The sequence below is a fragment of the Lysinibacillus sp. NPDC094403 genome (assembly GCF_050278745.1).
In the GTDB taxonomy this organism is placed as follows: Bacteria; Bacillota; Bacilli; order Bacillales_A; family Planococcaceae; genus Lysinibacillus.
Window position 1 is genome coordinate 1 of record NZ_JBNNTL010000026.1, and the last position, 21,317, is coordinate 21,317.

At 37.4% G+C, this 21,317-nt stretch carries 17 protein-coding genes, 1 tRNA gene and 1 rRNA gene; 8 read left to right on the forward strand and 11 right to left on the reverse strand.

Annotated elements, in window-relative coordinates; translation table 11 throughout:
• A 5S ribosomal RNA gene (gene rrf, locus ACQKMV_RS22195) occupies positions 1–92 on the forward strand; the annotation flags it as partial.
• Positions 93–354: 262 nt separating this feature from the next.
• On the opposite strand, the gene ACQKMV_RS22200 is transcribed toward rrf, so the two are convergent.
• From ACQKMV_RS22200 to ACQKMV_RS22220, 5 genes are all read right to left on the reverse strand, one after another.
• Entirely contained in the window at positions 355–1,809 is a 1,455-nt protein-coding gene (locus ACQKMV_RS22200; protein WP_427506529.1) for an alanine/glycine:cation symporter family protein, read from the reverse strand.
• Positions 1,810–2,238: 429 nt separating this feature from the next.
• A complete protein-coding gene (locus ACQKMV_RS22205; RefSeq protein ID WP_427506531.1) occupies positions 2,239–3,456 on the reverse strand; it encodes an NAD(P)/FAD-dependent oxidoreductase in 1,218 nt (405 codons plus the stop codon).
• A complete protein-coding gene (locus tag ACQKMV_RS22210; RefSeq protein WP_427506533.1) occupies positions 3,446–3,787 on the reverse strand; it encodes a (2Fe-2S)-binding protein in 342 nt (113 codons plus the stop codon). The genes ACQKMV_RS22205 and ACQKMV_RS22210 overlap by 11 nt, the downstream gene beginning before the upstream one ends.
• Positions 3,787–4,053, reverse strand: coding sequence for a (2Fe-2S)-binding protein (locus tag ACQKMV_RS22215; RefSeq protein WP_427506534.1), 267 nt, complete (start codon positions 4,051–4,053; stop codon positions 3,787–3,789). The genes ACQKMV_RS22210 and ACQKMV_RS22215 overlap by 1 nt, the downstream gene beginning before the upstream one ends.
• Positions 4,054–4,196: 143 nt before the next feature.
• On the reverse strand, positions 4,197–5,882 hold the full coding sequence (locus tag ACQKMV_RS22220) for a sigma-54 interaction domain-containing protein (protein ID WP_427506577.1): 1,686 nt from the start codon (positions 5,880–5,882) through the stop codon (positions 4,197–4,199).
• Between the two features lie 142 nt (positions 5,883–6,024).
• Between ACQKMV_RS22220 and ACQKMV_RS22225 the strand changes: the two genes are divergently transcribed.
• The 5 genes from ACQKMV_RS22225 to ACQKMV_RS22245 are packed head-to-tail and all read left to right on the forward strand — an operon-like array spanning position 6,025 to position 11,586.
• Positions 6,025–7,239, forward strand: a complete 1,215-nt coding sequence (locus tag ACQKMV_RS22225; protein WP_427506536.1) for an NAD(P)/FAD-dependent oxidoreductase — start codon at positions 6,025–6,027, stop codon at positions 7,237–7,239.
• The gene (locus tag ACQKMV_RS22230) at positions 7,236–8,255 is read left to right on the forward strand and encodes a proline racemase family protein (protein ID WP_368638091.1); all 1,020 of its coding nucleotides are present in this window, start codon (positions 7,236–7,238) and stop codon (positions 8,253–8,255) included. Before ACQKMV_RS22225 ends, ACQKMV_RS22230 begins: the two co-directional genes overlap by 4 nt.
• 12 nt (positions 8,256–8,267) lie before the next feature.
• On the forward strand, positions 8,268–9,140 hold the full coding sequence (locus tag ACQKMV_RS22235) for a proline racemase family protein (protein WP_427506538.1): 873 nt from the start codon (positions 8,268–8,270) through the stop codon (positions 9,138–9,140).
• 32 nt (positions 9,141–9,172) lie between these two features.
• A complete protein-coding gene (dapA, locus tag ACQKMV_RS22240) occupies positions 9,173–10,075 on the forward strand; it encodes a 4-hydroxy-tetrahydrodipicolinate synthase (RefSeq protein ID WP_427506540.1) in 903 nt (300 codons plus the stop codon).
• A 26-nt stretch (positions 10,076–10,101) separates the two neighbouring features.
• Complete coding sequence (locus ACQKMV_RS22245) at positions 10,102–11,586, forward strand: aldehyde dehydrogenase family protein (RefSeq protein WP_427506541.1); 1,485 nt, start codon at positions 10,102–10,104, stop codon at positions 11,584–11,586.
• A gap of 199 nt (positions 11,587–11,785) precedes the next feature.
• On the opposite strand, the gene rpoN is transcribed toward ACQKMV_RS22245, so the two are convergent.
• Complete coding sequence (rpoN, locus tag ACQKMV_RS22250; RefSeq protein ID WP_427506543.1) at positions 11,786–13,069, reverse strand: RNA polymerase factor sigma-54; 1,284 nt, start codon at positions 13,067–13,069, stop codon at positions 11,786–11,788.
• A gap of 374 nt (positions 13,070–13,443) precedes the next feature.
• Entirely contained in the window at positions 13,444–14,508 is a 1,065-nt protein-coding gene (locus tag ACQKMV_RS22255) for a M24 family metallopeptidase (protein WP_427506545.1), read from the reverse strand.
• A gap of 134 nt (positions 14,509–14,642) precedes the next feature.
• Here ACQKMV_RS22255 and ACQKMV_RS22260 point away from each other — a divergent pair, with 134 nt between their 5' ends.
• A complete protein-coding gene (locus ACQKMV_RS22260; RefSeq protein WP_427506547.1) occupies positions 14,643–16,325 on the forward strand; it encodes a peptide ABC transporter substrate-binding protein in 1,683 nt (560 codons plus the stop codon).
• A gap of 158 nt (positions 16,326–16,483) precedes the next feature.
• On the opposite strand, the gene ACQKMV_RS22265 is transcribed toward ACQKMV_RS22260, so the two are convergent.
• The 4 genes from ACQKMV_RS22265 to opp3b are packed head-to-tail and all read right to left on the reverse strand — an operon-like array spanning position 16,484 to position 20,809.
• Positions 16,484–16,849, reverse strand: coding sequence for a DUF3899 domain-containing protein (locus tag ACQKMV_RS22265; RefSeq protein WP_427506549.1), 366 nt, complete (start codon positions 16,847–16,849; stop codon positions 16,484–16,486).
• Positions 16,846–18,834, reverse strand: coding sequence for an ABC transporter ATP-binding protein (locus tag ACQKMV_RS22270; RefSeq protein WP_427506551.1), 1,989 nt, complete (start codon positions 18,832–18,834; stop codon positions 16,846–16,848). Before ACQKMV_RS22270 ends, ACQKMV_RS22265 begins: the two co-directional genes overlap by 4 nt.
• A gap of 13 nt (positions 18,835–18,847) precedes the next feature.
• Complete coding sequence (gene opp3C, locus ACQKMV_RS22275; RefSeq protein ID WP_427506553.1) at positions 18,848–19,882, reverse strand: oligopeptide ABC transporter permease; 1,035 nt, start codon at positions 19,880–19,882, stop codon at positions 18,848–18,850.
• Positions 19,883–19,885: 3 nt separating this feature from the next.
• Positions 19,886–20,809 carry an oligopeptide ABC transporter permease gene (gene opp3b / locus ACQKMV_RS22280; RefSeq protein ID WP_427506554.1) on the reverse strand — a complete coding sequence of 308 codons (924 nt, stop codon included), beginning with the start codon at positions 20,807–20,809 and terminating at the stop codon, positions 19,886–19,888.
• A gap of 305 nt (positions 20,810–21,114) precedes the next feature.
• On the opposite strand from opp3b, the gene ACQKMV_RS22285 reads away from it, so the two are divergent.
• Positions 21,115–21,190, forward strand: a tRNA-Asp gene (locus ACQKMV_RS22285).
• Positions 21,191–21,317: the final 127 nt, after the last annotated feature.

Here is a 21,317-nt window from a genome sequence, read left to right on the forward strand (position 1 = left end):
ACACCCGTTCCCATACCGAACACGGAAGTTAAGCTCTTTAGCGCCGATGGTAGTTGGGGGCTTCCCCCTGTGAGAGTAGGACGTCGCTAGGCAATGGAAACAGTCAGCTAAGTGCTGGCTGTTTTTTTATTGTTAAATAAACTATAGATTTTAATTGTGGATAATCAAAGGCATAGATTAAAGTGCTATATCTTCGTGGTCGCTTCAATCCCTCAGGTCGGATGTAAACGGACACTTAAACTCAATTATTCAAATTATGTAATTAACCATCGACAAGAAATTAAAACTGTTGGCAATTAAACAAAGAAAGAGCAACTACAAACCATTATATAGTTTTTGTAGTTGCTCTTTTTTCTATTTGTTATGTTTATGTTTGTTACTGTACTCTATCCAGAAATCAGCGTTTTCAATGCCTACTTCTCGCGGATCAAAAATCGGATCGAGCCCAGCCTTCTTTTGACGGTCGTAATCACGCAAAACTTTTATAGCTGGTTTTGTTAATAGGACAATGGCGATAAAGTTCAAATAACTCATACTGCCGAATCCGATATCTCCAAGACCCCACATCAAACTAACAGATTGAACACTTCCAATATAAACTACAATTAAGAAGACTAATTTTAAAACTAATTTTAATACTGGGTATTGCAGTTTTTTATCTAAATATACGATGGTAGTTTCTGCGATATAGTAGTAGGCCATTAAAGTTGTAAATGCAAAAAGGAAAATGGCTATAGCCACGAAACCACTACCAAAATCATTAAACACAGTAGAGACTGCCGCTTGTGTATAAGCAGTACCTGCCACAACGCCAGGAATGTTTTCAACTAGAGGCGTTGTTGCTCCAGGAGGTGTTACATTATACATACCTGTAATTAAAATCATTAGAGCAGTTGCTGTACACACGATAATAGTATCAATGTAAATCGAGAAACCTTGTACTAATCCTTGTTTAGCTGGATGGGATACTTCAGCAGCCGCTGAACTGAATGTTGCTTCACCAGCTCCAGCAACATTTGAAAATACTGAACGTCTTACGCCCCAAGCGATGGCAGTACCAATTATGCCTCCGAATATTTCGTTCGTACCAAATGCGCTTGTAAAGATTAATTTAATCATATTAGGAATTTCACTTGCATGAGCACCTAAAATAATAAGTGTTAAAACAACGTAGGCAAGCGCCATGATAGGCACAATTTTATCGGCAACACGAGCAATACGTTTAACACCACCAAAAATTATTAGTCCTAAAAGGGCAACAATCACTATACCCGTTATATATGGAGGAATATTAAATGCTGTACTAAATGAAGTGGCAATTGTATTTGCTTGAATACCGGGTACTAAAATACCATAAGAAATACAAATAACAAGTGCAACAAAAATAGCGAAACCTTTAAGTTTTAAACCTTTTTCAATATAAAACGGTGATCCACCACGATATTGATTATCTGCTTTTTCTTTATAAACCTGTGCTAGTGTTGATTCAATGAAAGCGCTTGCACCTCCAAGGAACGCCATGACACACATCCAAAAAACTGCACCTGGTCCACCCGCCGCAATAGCAGTAGCCACCCCTGCGATATTACCGACCCCAACACGTCCAGATAATGCCATACAAAAAGCTTGGAAAGATGATATCCCTTCATTTGATTCTTTTCGTTCACGCAACAATCGTATCATCTCTGGAATATAACGAAATTGTACAGCTCTAGTCAGAACAGTAAAATACAAACCTACACCTAATGCTAAATAAACGAGTGCATTTCCCCAAATGTAATCGACTAACGTATTAACGATTGCTTCCATAACATTTCCCCCTTGAACAACTAATTCTTTTTTTATTTTCATAAATGTCTTGCGTTCTGAGCATTTTCCCCAAGATTGTATGATTCCATTTCCTACTAAGAAGAATCCACATATCGTCTTACTGCATAGCTGTCGTTAGGGATTACGCAAGCTTAAATTTATGAATTGAAGATAATAGTTGAAAAATACCCCCCTTCAAAATTTCCATCCCTTATCATTCTTAATGCATTTTTTATGCCATAAAAAATGCTCTTCGGCAAAATCTGTACTTGATTGAACATTTCACTCTGGGAGCGCTCTCCTATGGCGTATAATAGCCCTATAAATAAAAATCCTTTTCTCTGTAGTGTGAGAAAAGGATTTTTAACTTCAGTTTGTAGTATTCAAATGTTATACACTTTTTTTGCTTTGTCTAAAATACTGACAGTTTTATTTGGTAACTTTTAGAAATGACTCTGTCCAAATTTTTTTCAATTGTTGGCGACCTGCTAGAACTTCTGGATGGAATTGAATATGTGCGTTTGCTCTTGTTGTCTCGACATCTTCAATAGCGCGTTGAATTTCTTGCTTTGTAGTGCCAGTGTCTAATTTATGGGCGATTGTAAGCGCAGCAACTTTGCCTTGTGCTAATGCAACTTTTGCTCCTTCAATACCAGTAATATTGCCCGCAACATGTAGTCCCTCTAAGTTAGTTTCCATTTGCTCATTATGTAACGGGATAAATCCACCTAATTGTTCAATATAATGGAATGGACAACCTGCTAAAGAAGCAAGTTCTGCTAAAGGATATAAACCGCCAGCTATACAAACGAAATCTGCTTTAATACGTTTTTCGCTGCCAGGAACGATGGAGCCATCAGTATTTACTGTTGCAATGACTACACCTTCTACTTGATCTTTGCCAACTATTTCAACGACTGCTTTTCGTAACATAATTGGAATATCCCACATTTTTACTCCATTTTTTGGATAGAAGGTAATGCCTAACTTCTTCATAAATTCATTTTTCATAAATTTACTTCCGATTTTAACAAGGGGGGAGGGGGCCATATGAGATACATGTAGTAATGAATTCATGACCTCTAGAGGGTTTCCACTAGCCTCTGTTAATAAGTTGGTAGCGGGTAATGTGATAGCTGCTACTTGAACGCCTGCGATTTGTAATTCCATCGCGATGGCTGAGGAAAGCACGTTAACGCCAATAATGACCCCACGTTTGCCAGGCTTTACACGATGTACATTTGTCATTACTTGTGCAGCCCCTACAGACATTACGCCAGGAAGTGTCCAACCTGGAATTGGGAATGGAGATTCAGCGGCACCTGTAGCTAACAGAAGCTGCCTTGTACGAAATACACCTTTATTTGTATGGACGGTCCACTCTTGCTCAATTTTTTCTAAGTCTGAAACGCTCGTTTGTAGTAAAAGTTCGATATTGAGAGCTTTTGCACGTTCAAATAAACGCTTGGATTCTGCAATGCCATTCCACCATTTCCCTGGACTTTCTTCATATAATTGTCCAAGTAAGCGTCCTCCTGCATATAAGTATTCATCAATGACAAGAACAGCTATATTTTTTTCTGCTAATGTAATAGCGGCAGAAAGCCCAGCAGGACCAGCACCAATAATAATTACTTTATTTTCCATTATTTTTCCTCCAGTCACGGACCGACGTAGGAAGTGTCTTACCACTCTTCACAATTATGCCATCAGAGACAGGGGTTATACATGCGCGTTCTCCTTCTAAGCCGTTGACATTGACGCGACACTCAAAGCAGTGACCAATATTACAATAGATGCCACGTGGTTGACCTGTTTCTTCATGGGCACGTAAGGTGCGAATACCATTTGCAAGTAGAGCAGCTGCTAAGGATTCACCTTTGTATCCCTCATATTCTTGGTCATCAAAAATGAAAGACACTTTGTCTTTTGAAGGTAAAACTCCTAAAACAGGGTGATTCATAATACGTTCAGTCATTATTTAACCTCCCCTAGTTCGGCAAACCGCACAGGACGAATTGGTGCCTGATATTTTAATGAAATTTCGCTGTCTAGGCGTGGGTTATGTTTGTGTGCGATGTGATCGACCATTGTACGACAAGTACGACCACCACAATAGCCCATACCTGCCCGCGTTCGTAGCTTAAGTTCACGAGCAGAGCAATTATTTTCAGATGCTACTTCTACAAGTTCATTGTAGCTAACTTCTTCACAACGACATACAATCATAGATTTATTTTGCATAACTACACCCCTAATTAAGGAATTTTATTTACATATTAGTTACTGCAAGAACTGTGCCATGAAGCGTTTTTGGACGTACATTAATGGCTTGACGCATTTCGAAAGAAAGAGTGTATAAAATTATTTACATTAATTTTAAAAAATTAGACATCGATGTTTAATTTTTTTAATCGATTGTATAATGTTGCCCGAGTAATGCCTAAATTTTTGGCACATATTTTTTTATTACCATTTACTAAGGCAAGCTGCTCTAAAATAATTTCACGTTCATAATGCTCGAGTTGATTGCTTAGTTCCGTCCCTTGTGGAAAATCCTTTCGTACTTCAAGTTTTTCACTTTTTGGAACGGCTGCTAAAATATCTGCAGGTAAATCTTCTATATGAATTGCCCCTTCATCAGAAAAAACAACGAGGCGTTCAATAACATTACCTAGTTCACGAACATTTCCTGGCCATTGATATTGCAAAAGAATATTCGCAATTTCAGGTGGAATTCCTTGAATAGGTCGATTGTATTTAATGGATTTCTCATATAAAAAGTAGTTACTAATCTCCAAAATATCAGAAGCTCGTTCTCGAAGTGGAGGTACTGTGAAATTTACGACATTTAAACGATAATATAAATCTTCTCTGAATTTTCCTTCCTTCACTAATTGCTTTAGATCCCTATTAGTAGCAGCTACTAAGTTAAAATCGACATCCATTTCCTTCGTGCCGCCCACTGCATAAAATGTTTTTTCCTGCAATAATCGTAATATCTTTACCTGCATATCTAAAGGCATTTCTCCAATTTCATCCAGAAACAGTGTGCCTCCTCGTGCAAGCTCAACTTTTCCTTTTTTTCCTTTTTGATGCGCTCCAGAAAAAGCTCCTTTTTCATAACCAAAAATCTCACTTTCGAATAATCCGCTAGGGATGGCCCCGCAATTGATGGCTACAAATGGTGCATCTGGTTTTTCGCGAATCGCGTGAACTGCGCGTGCGAAAAGCTCTTTGCCGACGCCACTTTCTCCATAGATTAAAATATTTGCCTCGGTTTTTGCGACCTTATTTACTTGTTCAAGCACCTTTTTTAGTGTAGGGCTATTACCACGAATAAGTGTAAATGGGTCGTAGGCTAAGCCATTTGTATTCATCTGTTTCTCTAAATTCAATAATTTTTCAGAAGTAATATGAAGTTCTTCGTTTAATTTTTTTACATGGGTAATGTCTGTTTCGGCTACGACTGCACCTATCGTTTTATCGTTTAACATAACAGGACTGGAGTTAATCATTACAACAAGGTCTTCACGCGGAAAATGCTGTTGTTGATAAACAGATTTTCTATGCTGCAATGTATGTAAAATTTCAAGTTGATCTTCCTTAAAGAAATCCGTGATTGGCTTTCCAATAATATTTTCCCCAGATACTGAAAAAATACTTTCCGCTCCTTTGGTCCAATAAATAACGTTTTGATGACGATCAATGACAGTACATGACTCATTAATCGTTTCTAAAATGGTGTTTAAGTAAGCATTTATACACTCTAATTCATAAGCGAGATCGTATATCAAGGATTCTTTCGATAAATATCCTATATATTGCTTAGTTTCGTCACGAATAAGTAAAAAATCATAATCCTCCAAATAATCAAGAGCTGTTTTGATTGGACAATCCATGCGCACAATTTGACAGGCTATATATTCGAGATCACTTTTTCTTTTGCCTCTCTTAACTGCGTAAGGCTTTTCATTTTCAATAACAAAATACTGTGTCGTGTCATCGTTAAGTTTAGTTACAACATCCTCTACTGGTATGAAAATGAAATTTCGTTTTAACACTTTATTCATAATTAAATGGTATGAATGCAAAATAAGTTCCCCCTCATCACTCATTTGTCCAATTTTTTTGAATAATATAAATAATTTTGACACATAGTGGATAGTTTATCAAACAAATTTCGAATTGAGAGGTTGGCACGCTTTTTGCAAAATGTTAAGTACTTGCAAAAAAGGGGGGAGAATATTGGGGAAATCTCATCATGATATCGTGATCGTTGGCGGAGGTATTATTGGCGGGGCAATTGCTTATTATTGTGCAAAGGCTGGTCTTGAAGTAACGGTACTAGAAAAAAATGAATTGGCGAGTGGAACTTCTTCTCGCTGCGATGGAAATATTTTAGCCATAGATAAGGATCCAGGCTTTGATAGCCAGATGTCATTAGTAAGCCAACAATTAGTACATGAGCTAGATCAAGAGTTAGAAATTAAATTTGAATATCGCAACCCTGGAAGTATTCTTGTTTGTGAAAGTGAATTAGAAATGGTAGCCGCTCAACAATGGGTAACTCGTCAGCAAGAAGCAGGATTGGATTTTAAAATGTTAGATAGAGCAGACTTGCAAAATGAATCAAAGTTCTTCGCAGATGATTTATATGGAGGCTTGGAGTGTAAAACAGATTCAACAGTAAATCCGTATATGCTGACATTTTCTATGTTCCATTCAGCAGAAAAAATGGGTGCAAAAATACGAAAACATATTGAAGTAAAAAACATAAAGAAACAGCCAGATGGCACGTTTTTAATCGAGACTAATGAAAGTATAATGACAGCCAATAAAGTGATTAATGCTTGCGGTATTTGGGCGCCGTTTGTTGGACAAATGCTTGGTGTTGAAGTACCTATCAAACCACGTAAAGGTCATATTATTGTTGCATCACGTCAGCAACCAGTAGGTCTAAGAAAGGTAATGGAATTCGGTTATTTAATTTCTAAATTTGGCGGAGAGCGTATAGTGGATGCGGATATTGAAAAATACGGAGTTGCTTTAGTATTTGAACCAACTGAAGCACAAAACTTTTTAATAGGAAGTAGTCGCCAATTTGTTGGCTTTGATACGAAAGTAAATCATGATGTCGTGAAAATGATTGCTAGACGTGCTGTGCGTTTCTATCCAAAAATTGCAGATATGTCGATTATCCGTACATATGCGGGGCTAAGACCATGGACAGAGGATCATTTACCCATTATTTGTGAAGTAGAGGAGGTACCAGGCTTCTACATAGCGGCAGGTCATGAAGGAGATGGGATTAGCTTAGCAGCAGTCACAGGAAAGCTTGTGCAAGAATTGCTTCAACACAAAGATACATGTATTCCTACTGAGCCAGTAAGTATAAATAGATTTAAGAAAGGAGTGTTCCACAAATGAAATTTCAAAAGTTATTTACAACAATTGATACCCATACAGGTGGAAATCCGACACGTTCGCTCATTAGTGGCATGCCGAAGCTTGAAGGTAAAACGATGTCTGACAAAATGCTTTATATGCAAAAGCACTTCGACTGGATTCGAAAGTTTCTTATGAATGAGCCTCGAGGACATAGCGTCATGTCAGGTGTTATTATTACGGATCCTTGTCATCCAGAAGCTGATTTAGGCGTGATTTATATTGAAACTGGTGGTTATCTACCGATGTGTGGGCATGACACAATTGGCGTTTGTACAGCCCTTGTTGAATCGAATTTAATTGAGATTCAAACTCCGTATACCCATATTAAATTGGATACTCCAGCAGGTTTAATTGCTGTACAAATTAAAGTAGAAGATGGCGTGGCCAAGGAAGTAACGTTTAAAAACGTACCTTCTTTTCTATTAAAGACAGTTGAAATTGAAGACCCTGAATTCGGTGTTGTTGAATGTGAAATTGCGTATGGAGGTAATTTTTACGGCATTATAGATGCTAGAAAAATAGATTTAGATTTATCAGTAGAAAACGCGACGAATATTATTAATACAGGTATTCGTCTCCGTAATGCTGTGAATGCCAAGGAAAAGATTGTACATCCTGAGTTTTCGTTTATACATGGGTTAACTCATATCGAGTTTTATACGAATCCAGTAAATGAATTTGCGGATTTAAAAAATACAGTCGTTGTACCGCCAGGTGGAATTGATCGTTCGCCATGTGGCACAGGTACTTCAGCTAAAATTGCGACACTTTACACGAAAAATGAGCTGGCTATGAACGAACCATTCGTTTACGAAAGTATTGTAGGTACATTGTTTAAAGCACGAGTACTAGAAGAAGTAGTTGTTGGTGATTTAACGGCTGTTATCCCAGAAGTAACAGGATCTGCATGGGTAATGGGTATGCATCGATTCTTTTACAATGAACAGGACCCGTTAAAAGAAGGTTATTTGATGATTCCACCAATGGATCACTAAAGGAGGATTAATATGAACTATCATAAATCTTTTCAAACGATTGATACACAGGTAGTTGGAGAAGCCTTTCGTATAGTGGTGCAATCGCCTATCGTAATTTCTCAGGAAAATATTGTGGAAGCGGCCAATGCATTAAATACACAATTTGAAAATACAAAACAAATTCTATTAAATGAACCACGTGGGCATCGCGGTATGAACGGATGTATTATCTTACCATCAGCCGTTGCATCATTCCGATTATTATTTTTTCAGCACGCTGCTTCTACAGATTTTAAATATGAGGCGCTCGTAGCAACAACGACAGCATTAATAGAGCTCGGAACAATTGAAGTGTCAGAGAATGACATTTACACAATTGAAACAGTAAAAGGTATTTATGAAGTAAATGTACAACTTTCGGAGAAAAAGGATGCAGTACTGTCAGTTCATATGATAGTGAAGCCAGCACTTGTAGAAGATGAATTCGTAGTGGTAGATGGTGAGCGACGTTATATTGTTTTAGAAAAGCCCCAGCAATTAAAGGCACTTGTACTAGATGAACTAGCAGATATTAGTACTTGGGGAGTAAATGCGAGTACAAAATATAGTGCTGCTGATGGTGTCATTGTGTATGAAAAAATAGGTAGCGAAGTACGTTCAGTAACATTTGAACGTGATGGCTATATTCTTCGCTCGCCAAGTGTAGATAGCACCCTTGCATTAATAGCAGTCTTAGGCGATGGAGCTGTGCAAAAAAACAACAGTATTTTTTACAGCTGTATTGAAATAGCAGGCAAACATGAGGTTGGCTACGAACTTGCATTAACAGGATATATCACAGGAATCCATCAATTTGTAGTAGACAGAGAAGATCCGCTACAACAAGGATTTGTCATTGTGTAAAAACAATTTATCTTACTAAGGAGGAAAAAAGTATGAAAAAATTAGAAGGTGTATTTCCAGTATTAGTAACACCTATGTTGAACCAAACAGACATCGATTGGGAAGGTTTCCGTCAAAATATAGAGAGTTTTATAGAAGCAGGCGTAACAGGTATTGCCATTAACGGTAGTACAGGCGAATTCGTAAGTTTATCTAAAGAAGAGCGCATCAAAGCTGTAGAAGTAGCAGTTGATCAAATTAAAGGTCGTATTACATTAATTGTTGGTACGGCTGCTGAAACAACAGCAGAGGCAATCGCGTATACACAACAGGCTGAACAAGCAGGAGCAGATGCAGCTTTGCTCATTAACTCCTATTATGCACATCCGAAAGATGAAGAAATCTATTTACATTTTAAATCAGTTGCAGAATCAGTAAGCTTCCCAATCATGATTTACAATAATCCATTCACTTCTGGTGTGGATATTGGCATAGAAACAATACTAAAAGTAGGCCGAGATGTACCAAACATTACACATATTAAAGAATCCAGCGGTAGCATCGGCAAAGCGCGTGATATTGTACGTCAAGGACAAGACGACATTAAAGTATTCTGTGGTTCAGAAGATTTAGCAATTGAATCATTCCTTGTAGGTGCTGTAGGTTGGATCTCAGTATCAGGAAACATCGTACCTGAACTTGTAACGGAATTGTATAACAATGTGCAAGATGGGAATCTAGGTGAAGCGTGGGCTATTTACGATCGTTTATTACCATTATGCGCATTTTTAGAAGGGTCAGGTAAATACGTACAAATTGCAAAACGTGCAATGGAATTAAAAGGATTGGCAGGAGGACCTTGCCGTTTGCCGCGTCTCCCATTAACAGAGGAAGAAGATACGCAATTAAAAACAATCATGGCTGATTTAGATGTACTGATTGCTGAACATAAATAAATTTTATGAGAAAAGGAGTGTCAAATATGGAGGCAGTATTAGCATTGAAACCGATGGTAACAGAATTTTTACAATCGACAGTTGGTTTATATATTAATGGTGAGTATGTGCAATCTCAATCGGGTAAAACATTTGAGGTACTAAATCCAGCTAACGAAGAGATCATTGCAACAGTAAGCGAGGCACAGGCTGAAGATATCAACATAGCCGTGCAAGCTGCACAAAAAGCATTTGATAATGAATGGTCTATCATGGATGCAGCAGAACGCTCACGTATTATTTATAAATTTGCAGATTTACTAGAGGAGCATCGGGAAGAACTAGCACAGCTCGAATCATTAGATAATGGTAAGCCATACAAAACAGCTTTAGCTGATGATGTGGACGGTACTGTACAACATTTCCGTTACTATGCAGGCTGGGCAACAAAAATTACAGGACAAACGGTGCAAGTATCAAAGGATTACTTAAACTACATTGTCCATGAGCCAGTTGGGGTTGTGGGGCAAATCATTCCGTGGAATTTCCCGCTTGCGATGGCTGCATGGAAATTAGGGTCGGCATTGGCAGTAGGCTGTACGGTTGTTATTAAACCGGCAGCGGAAACGCCATTATCGTTATTGTACGTAGGTCAATTAATGAAACAAGCTGGTTTCCCAGATGGTGTTGTGAACATCGTACCAGGCACAGGTGAAGCGGGTGAAGCTGTTGTTACACATAAAGGTGTAGCCAAGGTGGCATTCACAGGATCAACAAAAACAGGAATTCATGTTATGAAAAAAGCGGCGGATGATGTGAAAAGTGTCACATTGGAGCTTGGTGGTAAATCTCCAGCGATTGTATTACAAGATGCAGATGTAGAAGAAGCAATAGAAGGTACATTCGCTGGGACGATGTACAATCACGGACAAAATTGTAGTGCATGTACAAGGGTATTTGTGCATAGCAGCTTATACGATCAGTTTGTTGAGCGACTTGCAGAAAAAGCAAAGGCATTAAAGTTAGGACCTGGGCTAGATCCAGAAACAGATATGGGTCCACTTGTTTCACAAAAACAACTGAATACAGTACTTGGTTTCATTGAAAAAGGAAAAGAAGAAGGTGCACGTCTAGTGGCAGGTGGAGAACGTGAATTTAACAAAGGTTATTTCGTGCAACCAACTGTATTTGCTGATGTAAAGGATGATATGACAATTGCTCGTGAAGAAATTTTCGGACCTGTTATGTCCATCTTCTCATTTGACACAGTAGAAGAAGTGATTGCCCGCGCAAATGATAGTAAGTATGGACTTGCGGCTAGCATTTGGACTGAAAATGTGAAAAAAGCACATTATATGGCTAGTAAGCTACAAGCAGGAACAGTATGGATTAATGATTTTGGTTTAGAATGGGAAACGATGCCATTTGGAGGTTACAAGCAATCAGGTGTCGGTCGTGAAATGGGCGGCGAATATGGCTTGTCCAACTATACGGAAGTTAAAAGTGTCTTCGTAAATATGAAGCAAAACTAAGCCGATTCCTTTAATATAGGCTCATCATCAAAAGTTGGGGATGACATTTGTTAAAACGGATGCCTTGTATATAAGTTGATTGTAGTGAGGCTGGGCCGCCCCTAGGATATCCCTTAGTCGGAACGGAAATCAACCCAACGTTATGTTGGTGAGCCTTAATTTATAGGAAAAGGAGCTACTAAATTGAGAGTAGCCCCTTTTAAAATTGAATCATTTTGCGTCTTGTAGATGACGGAATGTTCATTTCTTCACGGTATTTTGCAATTGTACGACGTGATATTTCAATACCAAGTGTGGTGTTGAAATGCTCGGCAATTTTTTGATCTGAGAAAGGCTTCTTTTTATTTTCAGTTTTGATATAGTCTACCAAAAGCGATTTTACCTTTACTTGTGAAACGCTGTTGCCATTTGCTGTTTGTAATTTAGAAGTGAATAAATCTCGAAGTTCAAATGTCCCATAAGCCGTTTGTACATACTTATTCGTTGTGACCCGGCTAACTGTCGATTCATGTACTTCAATTTGTTCAGCAATTTCACGCAATGTAAGAGGCTCTATAGCATCAAAGCCATGTATAAAAAAGGCTTTTTGCTTCTTAATAAGTGCCTTCATAATTTTGATAATTGTAATTCGACGCTGCTCAATACTGTTAACTAGCCATTGATAATCTGATAAATATTTTTTAAAATAACTCTTTTCAGAGGAGTTGGCAGTAATATATGGTGCATAATCCGCATGTATATTGATTTTTGGCAAATAATAATCATTTAATGAAAAAGTGATAGAGCCATCAACGTTATCAACAATAATATCAGGTGTATTATGATGTACAGCTTCCTGATGAAACAGTGAGCTAAGTTTAGGTTGCAAAGTTTGGATGAATTGATAAATTTCTTGCAATTCATAAAGTGATATATTTAATTCATTAGCGATTTTCTTCCATTTCTGATTTGCAAGTTCGTCAAGATAAGAGAAAATTACTGTTTCTGCATGAGCTGGACTATTTTCACGATACATTGTTTGTAATAGCAGGCATTCTTTCAAATTGCGTGCACCTATACCAAGTGGTCCGATTACTTGTAATAAGTGAATACCCTTTTCGATTTCATGGTCCTTAAAAGTCGGCGTAATTGGTTGTTCATAGTAGCCGTTGTCATCCAAATGATAAATAATATGTTTAAGCAGTTTAATGTCCTTATCTTCATGGAAGGTTAGCTTAATTTCCTCAAATAAATCATCACGAATATTTTTTTCATATTTAGTTACATGTTCCAAGATATTTGTGTGACGGCTAACACCTTTTGAAAAATGTGCACGTTCTTGAAATGTTGGTTCACTTAATTCTATTAATGGATTAATAAGCTCTTGTTCACGAATATATTGTTCTAATTCTTGTGTAGAATATTGTAGTAACTCGATGGCTTGACGAAGTTGTAAAGTCATAACTAAATTCAAATCTTGAGTTTGTTTAATAGAAAGATGCATATTAAAACCTCGATTCTCTATTTAACTTCTTCCTCCGGACGCAATTATGCCGAGGCATAATTAATATACTTAAATCCATAGAAAATGATGTTAGTGACAAAAATTTTTGACATTAGAAACTAAAGTAAAAAGAAACTATTAGTAAATGATATTTAAGATGTGTCCAAAATATGAACATTATTTTCATGCGTGTATAAATAATGTGAAAAATGAGAGGTATTCCATGAAATTGATCGCACATCGCTACGGGAAAAGGCTTTCCATGGACGTGGCCTGAGCCTCCTCATCGCTCATACTTCGCTCGGTGTACTTTCATACCAATCATTTTTAACCAAGAACAGATTTTAGTATTGAATCAAAATTAAAAGATTACTTTATAAAATTATAAGCTCTTTTGGTGAGTGTGTGATAACTTCAACACCGTTTTTTGTAACGATGACATCATCTTCTATACGTACTCCGCCAAACTCAGGAATGTAAATACCTGGCTCAACAGTAAGCACCATATTTTCTTCTAAGATGTCTTCACATACTGTAGACATAAAAATGTTTTCATGAATATCTAAGCCAAGACCATGCCCCGAGCCATGTCCGTAATTTTTTCCATAGCCTTTAGCTTTTATGAAATCTCGTGAATAGCTGTCTGCTTCTTTTCCAGTAATACCAGCCTTCATATTAGATAGAGCTTTTTGTAATGAGTCATAAACGATTTGGTAAATTTCCTTTAGTTCTTCAGGTGGTTCACCAACTGCAATTGTTCTCGTCATATCTGAACGATAGCCTTGATAATATGCTCCAAAATCAAGTGTCAGCATATCGCCTTTTTCAATGATTTTGTCAGATGCAACACCATGCGGAAGTGCAGAACGATGGCCAGAAGCAATAATTATATCGAATGCAGCTCCAGTAGCTCCGTTTTTACGCATATGAAACTCTAACTCATTTGCGATATCAATTTCTGACACTCCTGGTTTAATAAATGTCAAAATATATTTAAATGCCTCGTCTGAAATCCACGCTGCTTTCTTAATCAATTCAATTTCTTCTGGTGTTTTTATCATGCGTAAATTTTCCACAATATTAGATAGCGGCTTTAATGTTGCTGTTAATTTACTAGACATTAATTGATATACCTCATAAGTAACATGTTGTTGCTCAAAAGCAACCGTTTGAATAGATTCTGCGTCTAAAATTTCTTGGATTGTTTCATATAAACGGCTGCGATCGATTTCACGAACATCAAATTCTTTACTTTGGTTTGTTGCCTGCTGTGTGTAACGGAAATCTACGAGTAAAAGTGCTTTAGTTGGTGTAATTACTACTGTACCTGCACTGCCTGTAAATCCTGTTAAATAACGACGGTTTTGATTACTCGTTATGATGAGTACATCCGATTGTTGCGCTCGTAATGCTACACGTAATTGTTCTAGTAGTGACATGCTATAACTCCCCCTTTTTAAATATACTGCAAGATTTGTGCCATATTTAAGAGAGACATGGTGTAGGCATGAATATTGCATATATTTTTGTTGTACGGTATTTATCGTGCAATAAAATCAAAGGGGATATGACAATGACTAAAAAGACAAAATGGTTAGTCGTGTTATTGGGGCTGATGCTAGTTGTATTAGTTGGCTGCTACGGCAAGGAGGATAATTCTTCTGGTAGTCCAACTGGTGGCAATAGTACGGACAAAGAGTCTACTACTGATGGCGACAAAGCTGTTGGACAGGAACTACATTTAGTAGCGGGAGGGGATTTAGCAACAATGAGTTCATTGGGGAGTGTAGATGCACTTGCAGTTACAGCAATGAACTCCGTATTTGAGGGGTTATACCGTATCGGACCAGAAAATACACCAGTGCCAGGAATGGCAGAGTCATATGAAGCTTCAGCGGATGGTACTGTATATACATTTAAGTTGCGCCAAGATGCTGTGTGGAGCAATGGTACACCTGTTACAGCACATGACTTTGAATATGCTTGGAAAAGAGCTATCAATCCTAAAACGCAAGCAATTTATTCTTATTTAATGCTAGATATAAAAAATGCAGCTAGTGTTCAAAAAGAGGGCGATCCACTATATGGCAAGGTGGATGAAATTGGTATTAAAGCGCTAAACGACTACACACTGGAAGTCCAACTAAATGCTCCAATTCCATATTTCTTAAGCTTAACAACGTATGCACCGTTCTTTCCACTAAACAAAGAATTTACAGAAGCACAAGGCGATCAATATGCGTTAGAAGCAGCAAATATGATTTATAATGGTCCATTCGTAATGGAATCATGGCAGCATGGTCAAGGATGGACGTTCGTCAAAAATGAAAAATATTGGGATAAAGACAGTGTGAAGCTTACAAAAATTACACAAAAAATCGTGAAAGATACAGCAACAGCTGTCAATCTATATGAAGCAGGAGAGATCGACACTGCTGAGCTTTCAAGTGAGTATGTTGCTCAATACAAAGATAGCCCAGAGTATTCAACATTTTTAAAACCGAATACGTATTTCATTCGAATGAATCATGAAAATAAAATTCTATCAAATAAGAACATTCGTAAAGCAATCGATATGGCTTGGGATAAACAAGGCTTTGCAGATGTGATTTTACAGGATGGCTCTATTCCAGCTTATTATTTAGTACCACTTGGATTATCAACAGATGAAAAAGGTGTTGATTTCCGTGAAGGTAATGGTGATATGAATAAAACTAATGTTGAATTAGCGAAGGAAGCATGGGCTACTGGTTTAAAGGAGCTGGGGGTAGATAAAGTAAAACTAGAGTTTTTAACATACGACCGTGCAGAGTCTAAAAAAGCTGCAGAATTTATTAAAAACCAATTAGAAACAAATCTTAAAGGCTTAGAGCTAACAATCAACATGCAGCCTAATAAGCAAAAGCTAGCATTAGAAGGGGCTGTTGACTATGATTTAGACTATGGCGGTTGGGGCCCTGACTATCAAGATCCTATGACATATATTGAGTTATTCGAATCAACAGCCTACTACAACCAATCTCACTATAAAAATGAAAAGGTTGATGCATTAATTAAAAAAGCTAAAACAACTTCTGATGTTTCTGAACGTTGGCTATTAATGCAACAAGCTGAAAAGATTATGATGGATGATTTTGCATTTGCTCCAACATTCCAAAAAGGTATAAGTCGTTTGACGAAGCCGTATGTAAAAAATTTATATGAACATCCGTTTTCAGCTGACATTAGCTATAAATGGGTTGAAATTGTAAAGTAAAAAAAGATGCTGCCTACTTAGATAGGTAGCATCTTTTTTATGTTGTTGAAAAACTATTGTGTCAATGAAATTATGGTGTCATAGTATGGCTTTTCGGCAAAACGAGGGTTGATTTCCGTTCCGACTGGGCGCGTCGGGTTCAACACTATAAAAAGAATCTATAAATAGAAAACAAGAGATAAAATAGTTGTCATTATACAGCCAATCAAACCTGCTAGTAGCAGTGGATAGGTAAAGGTATAAGATGGCGCTTGTACGAATTCTAAGTTACCATCTAACTCATAGGTGTAGGTGCCGTTTTTAGTGACACGAGCAAAAAAGCGTTTAAAGCTATAAGCGATACCATTAAAAAGCCCACCTTGCACAACAAACAAGATTGCCCCAACGATTGTAAAAGCAAGTGAAGCAAGAAAAGTATGATTAATTATAGTCAGCATTGTCATTGATTGTTTTAAGAGTAATGTATAGAGAAGAGAACATATGAAAATGCAACCAGTAAACAATATAGTTGTTTTTAATTTCATAGCGGTAAGCGCTCACTGTTTGCTTGATAGTATTGGGTAAGCTCCTCTTCTGTCAGCATGACAAAATGGCCAGGGCGTACTTCAGTAAAGCTTTCACTTTCTCTATTAGTAGCGTTATATTCGGCTTCATTAAAAATAATACGTTTTCGTTCACGTTCCAGTTTTGGGTCAGGCAGTGGTATTGCAGATAATAATGCCTTTGTATAAGGGTGGATAGGGTGATCATAGAGCTCTTGACTTTCTGCAAGCTCGACAATTTTCCCTCGATGCATGACGCCGATACGGTTACTAATATATTTCACCATCGACAAGTCGTGGGCAATAAATAGATATGTCAGTCCACGTTCCTTTTGTAGCTTTTTCAATAAATTAACGATTTGTGCTTGGATTGATACGTCTAATGCGGAAATTGGTTCATCAGCAATGATTAGTTCGGGCTCTACAGCAAGTGCACGTGCAATACCAATACGCTGACGTTGCCCGCCACTAAGCTCGTGAGGATAACGATTAGCATATTCTTTTGTTAAACCTACTATATTTAATAGCTCATAAACTTTTGCCTTCCATTCGCTTTTCCGTACACCATGAATAGCAAGACCTTCTGCAATAATATCAGCAATTTTCATACGTGGATTTAGGGAAGAATAAGGGTCTTGAAAAATCATTTGCACCTTGTGATTAAAGGCTAATTTTTCTTGCTTCGTCTTTGCCTCATTAATATTCCTACCGTCGATGTGAATATCGCCATCTGTTATAATATTGAGTCCAATAATCGAGCGCCCTGTCGTGGACTTACCACAGCCAGATTCTCCAACTAAACCGAAGATTTCACCTTTATAAATATCAAAAGTAATGCCATCTACAGCTTTGTTGATAGTGTTTTTATCTAATTTAAAATGCTGTTTTACTCCTTTTAATGATAAATACGGGTTGGTTGTATCAAATACAGGAGCTTTTTCACGTTCTTTGCGTTCAGCTTGGGCTAACTGTTGATGAATTGGTATCATTTTAGGCGCTTGCTCATGCAATAACCAAGTTGCAGCATAGTGTGTGTCGCTGACCTTAAACATAGGTGGCACCTCTAAAAAATCGATTTTGAGTGCTTGGTTATTACGAGCAGCAAAGGCATCTCCAGCCGGCGGATGCAGTAAGTTTGGTGGTGTTCCAGGAATAGCGTACAGTGTGTCGGTTTCAATATCTGGATTTGGCATTGCAGCGAGTAGACCTTGTGTATAAGGATGCTGACAATGGTAAAAAATTTCATCAACTAAGCCAATTTCAATAATTTTTCCGGCATACATCACGGCAACACGATCTGCCATTTTTGCTACAACACCCAAATCGTGTGTAATAAATATAATAGAAAGATTCATCTTTTTTTGAATGTTTTTTAATATTTCTAGAATTTGTGCTTGAATCGAAACGTCTAGAGCTGTGGTAGGTTCATCGGCAATAATAATACGAGGCTCGCAAGCAAGTGCCATCGCGATAACGATACGCTGACGCATTCCTCCAGAGAATTGGTGAGGATATTGTTTATATCGTTTATCCGCTTCTTTAATGCCAACAAGCTGTAATAGTTCAATCACGCGTTCTGTAATTTGATTACCACGTAATGTTGTATGTTTTTTTATGCTCTCTGCAATTTGACTACCGATTGTCATCGTGGGGTTTAATGCAGTCATGGGATCCTGGAAAATCATTGAGATTTCAGCCCCACGAATTGCACGTATTTCCTGCTCTCTGCACGTTAAAATATTTTTTTCATTATATAAAATTTGACCGTTTTTCAGCATTGTTGTTTCAGTAGGGTTTAATCGTAATAGGCTTTTAGCAGTAACTGATTTTCCAGAGCCCGACTCGCCAACGATTGCTAGTGTTTCACCTTCAAATAAGTCGAATGATACATTGCGTACAGCCTGAACCTCACCATTTTGTGTATTAAATGAAATACTTAAATTTTTAACTTCTAATATTTTTTTCAATTCGCACCCCTCCTTATTTACGTGTTTTTGGATCGAATGCATCACGCAGTCCATCACCGAGTAAATTAAAGCTAATCATAATTAAGCTAATGACAATGGATGAAAAAATCATGCCATGTGGATAAATACGTAGTAATTTATAAGAATCATTAACAATCGTTCCCAAGGAAGCAGTTGGTGGCTGTAGTCCTAGGCCGATAAAACTTAGTAATGCTTCAGTAAAGATAGCTCCTGGAATGGTAAAAGTAGTAGCTACAATAATCGGACCTAGTGTATTAGGAATTAAATGTTTCCAAATCAAGCGTTGGTTACTAGCACCGAGCGTTCTAGAAGCAAGAACAAACTCATATGTTTTTAACTTTAGTATTTGTGCTCGTACGATACGAGCCATACTAATCCACCCGACGATAACCATTGCAATAGTAATAGAAATGATTCCTGGTTTTAAAATAAGAATGAGAAGTATATTAATAATTAGCCCAGGGATACCAACTAACACTTCAATAATACGTTGCATGATATTATCAGTGCGACCACCGTAAAATGCTGAAATAGCACCGTAAGCAACCCCTATAATTAAATCAATCGTTGCTGCTAAAAAAGCAATATAAAGAGAGATACGTGTACCTTGCCAAATACGTGTCCATAAATCCCGACCTAATTCATCTGTACCAAACCAAAAATATTCACTTATACCTTTTGCTTCGTATTGGTCAACGCCACGACTATCAACACCGTTCAAACCTAAGAATGAAATATTCTCAAGAACAGGAACTTTTGGTGGTAAATTTGTACGCGCAATATTTTGTTCATCGTAGCCATGACTATTCATAAATGGACCAAAAATAGCTAGTAAAATAACGAGAATAATAATACATAAGCCAACAATGGCTGCTTTATTTTTGCGTAAACCAAGCCATGCATCTTGCCAAAATGATTGTTCAGGACGATACGTAAAATCATCGATAAATTCACTTTGAGAGGCAGGCTCAAATAAATCAGGAGGATATTTTTTTACCGTTGCATTCTCAGTTACTTTTGTTGTCATAAATTACTCGCCTCCTGTAACACGAATTCGAGGGTCAATGAATCCGTATAAAATATCAATAACTAAGATAACGCTTACAAAAAGAACAGCATAAAAGATTGTGGTTCCCATAATAAGCTGGTAATCATTCGTAATAATGGAGTTAACAAATTGCTCTCCTAACCCAGGGATACTGAAAATTTTTTCAATAACAAGTGAGCCAGTAATCGTATTAACTGTTAATGGTCCGATAATAGTAATGATTGGGATCAGCGCATTTCGAATTCCATGCTTTGTAATGATATAGGGATTCGACAGTCCTTTTGATCTTGCTGTTAAGATATATTCTTGATTGAGCACTTCTAACATTTCAATTCGTGTAAAACGGGCAATTGTTGCAACAACACCGACCGCTAAAGCGATTGTTGGTAAGATTGAGTATTCAAAACCATTCCAAAAGGCGATTGGTAGCCAGCCTAGTTTGACACCAACCCAATATTGTAAAAAGCCTGCAAATACAAAGGATGGGATGGAGATACCGAGCACAGCTAAAACGGTAGCCCCGTAATCTATAATGGTATTGTGTCTTAGTGCCGCTACGATACCTAACAGTAAGCCTATTAAAGTACCGACAGTAACGGCTTGAAATCCTAGAATGGCAGAGGCGCCGATACGTTCTTGAATGATTTTTGTAACCGGACGATTATCAAGAACAAATGAAATACCTAAATCCCCTTGTACAAGATTTGTTAAGTAAATACCGAATTGGATAGGTACCGGTTTATCTAGACCGTATTTTTTGTAAAGTAGTTCTTTTTGTGTTTCAGGTAAGCGTTCATCATTAAATGGAGAACCGGGTAATGCCTTCATAAGCAAAAATGAAAGCAAAATGATAATAAATAACGTAATTATCATGTAGCCGATTCGAGTTAAGATGTACCGAGTCATTGAAACGACCTCCTTATGAAATAGTTTGTTGAATCTATTTAATTTATTTGCAATATCGATGCCAAAAGATGGAGAATCATTAAAGAATTGGATCGTCACCATGCTTTCGTCACAGAATAAGGCTCTCTGCTACCCTCATAAGAGCAAAGTATGAACGACGAGAAGGCTAGGTCACACCCGCTAAAAAGCGTCCTATGGTAGTGGAATGTGAAATCAAGTATATATTTTGGTGAAAAGCTAAAAAAATATGAAAAAAGTATTGCATGTGACATTTTCTTATGATATATTTATAGATGTCTTAGAGAGGTCCCGTGGTGTAGCGGTTAACATGCCTGCCTGTCACGCAGGAGATCGCCGGTTCGATCCCGGTCGGGACCGCCATTATAAACGATAATATAGTTCTTATGATGCTTTTAAATCATAAGAACTTTTTTTATTGTTAATATAAGGAAATTGGTGGATATCAATAAAATTGGTTCTATAATATTTGTTGGGGTATCCATAGATT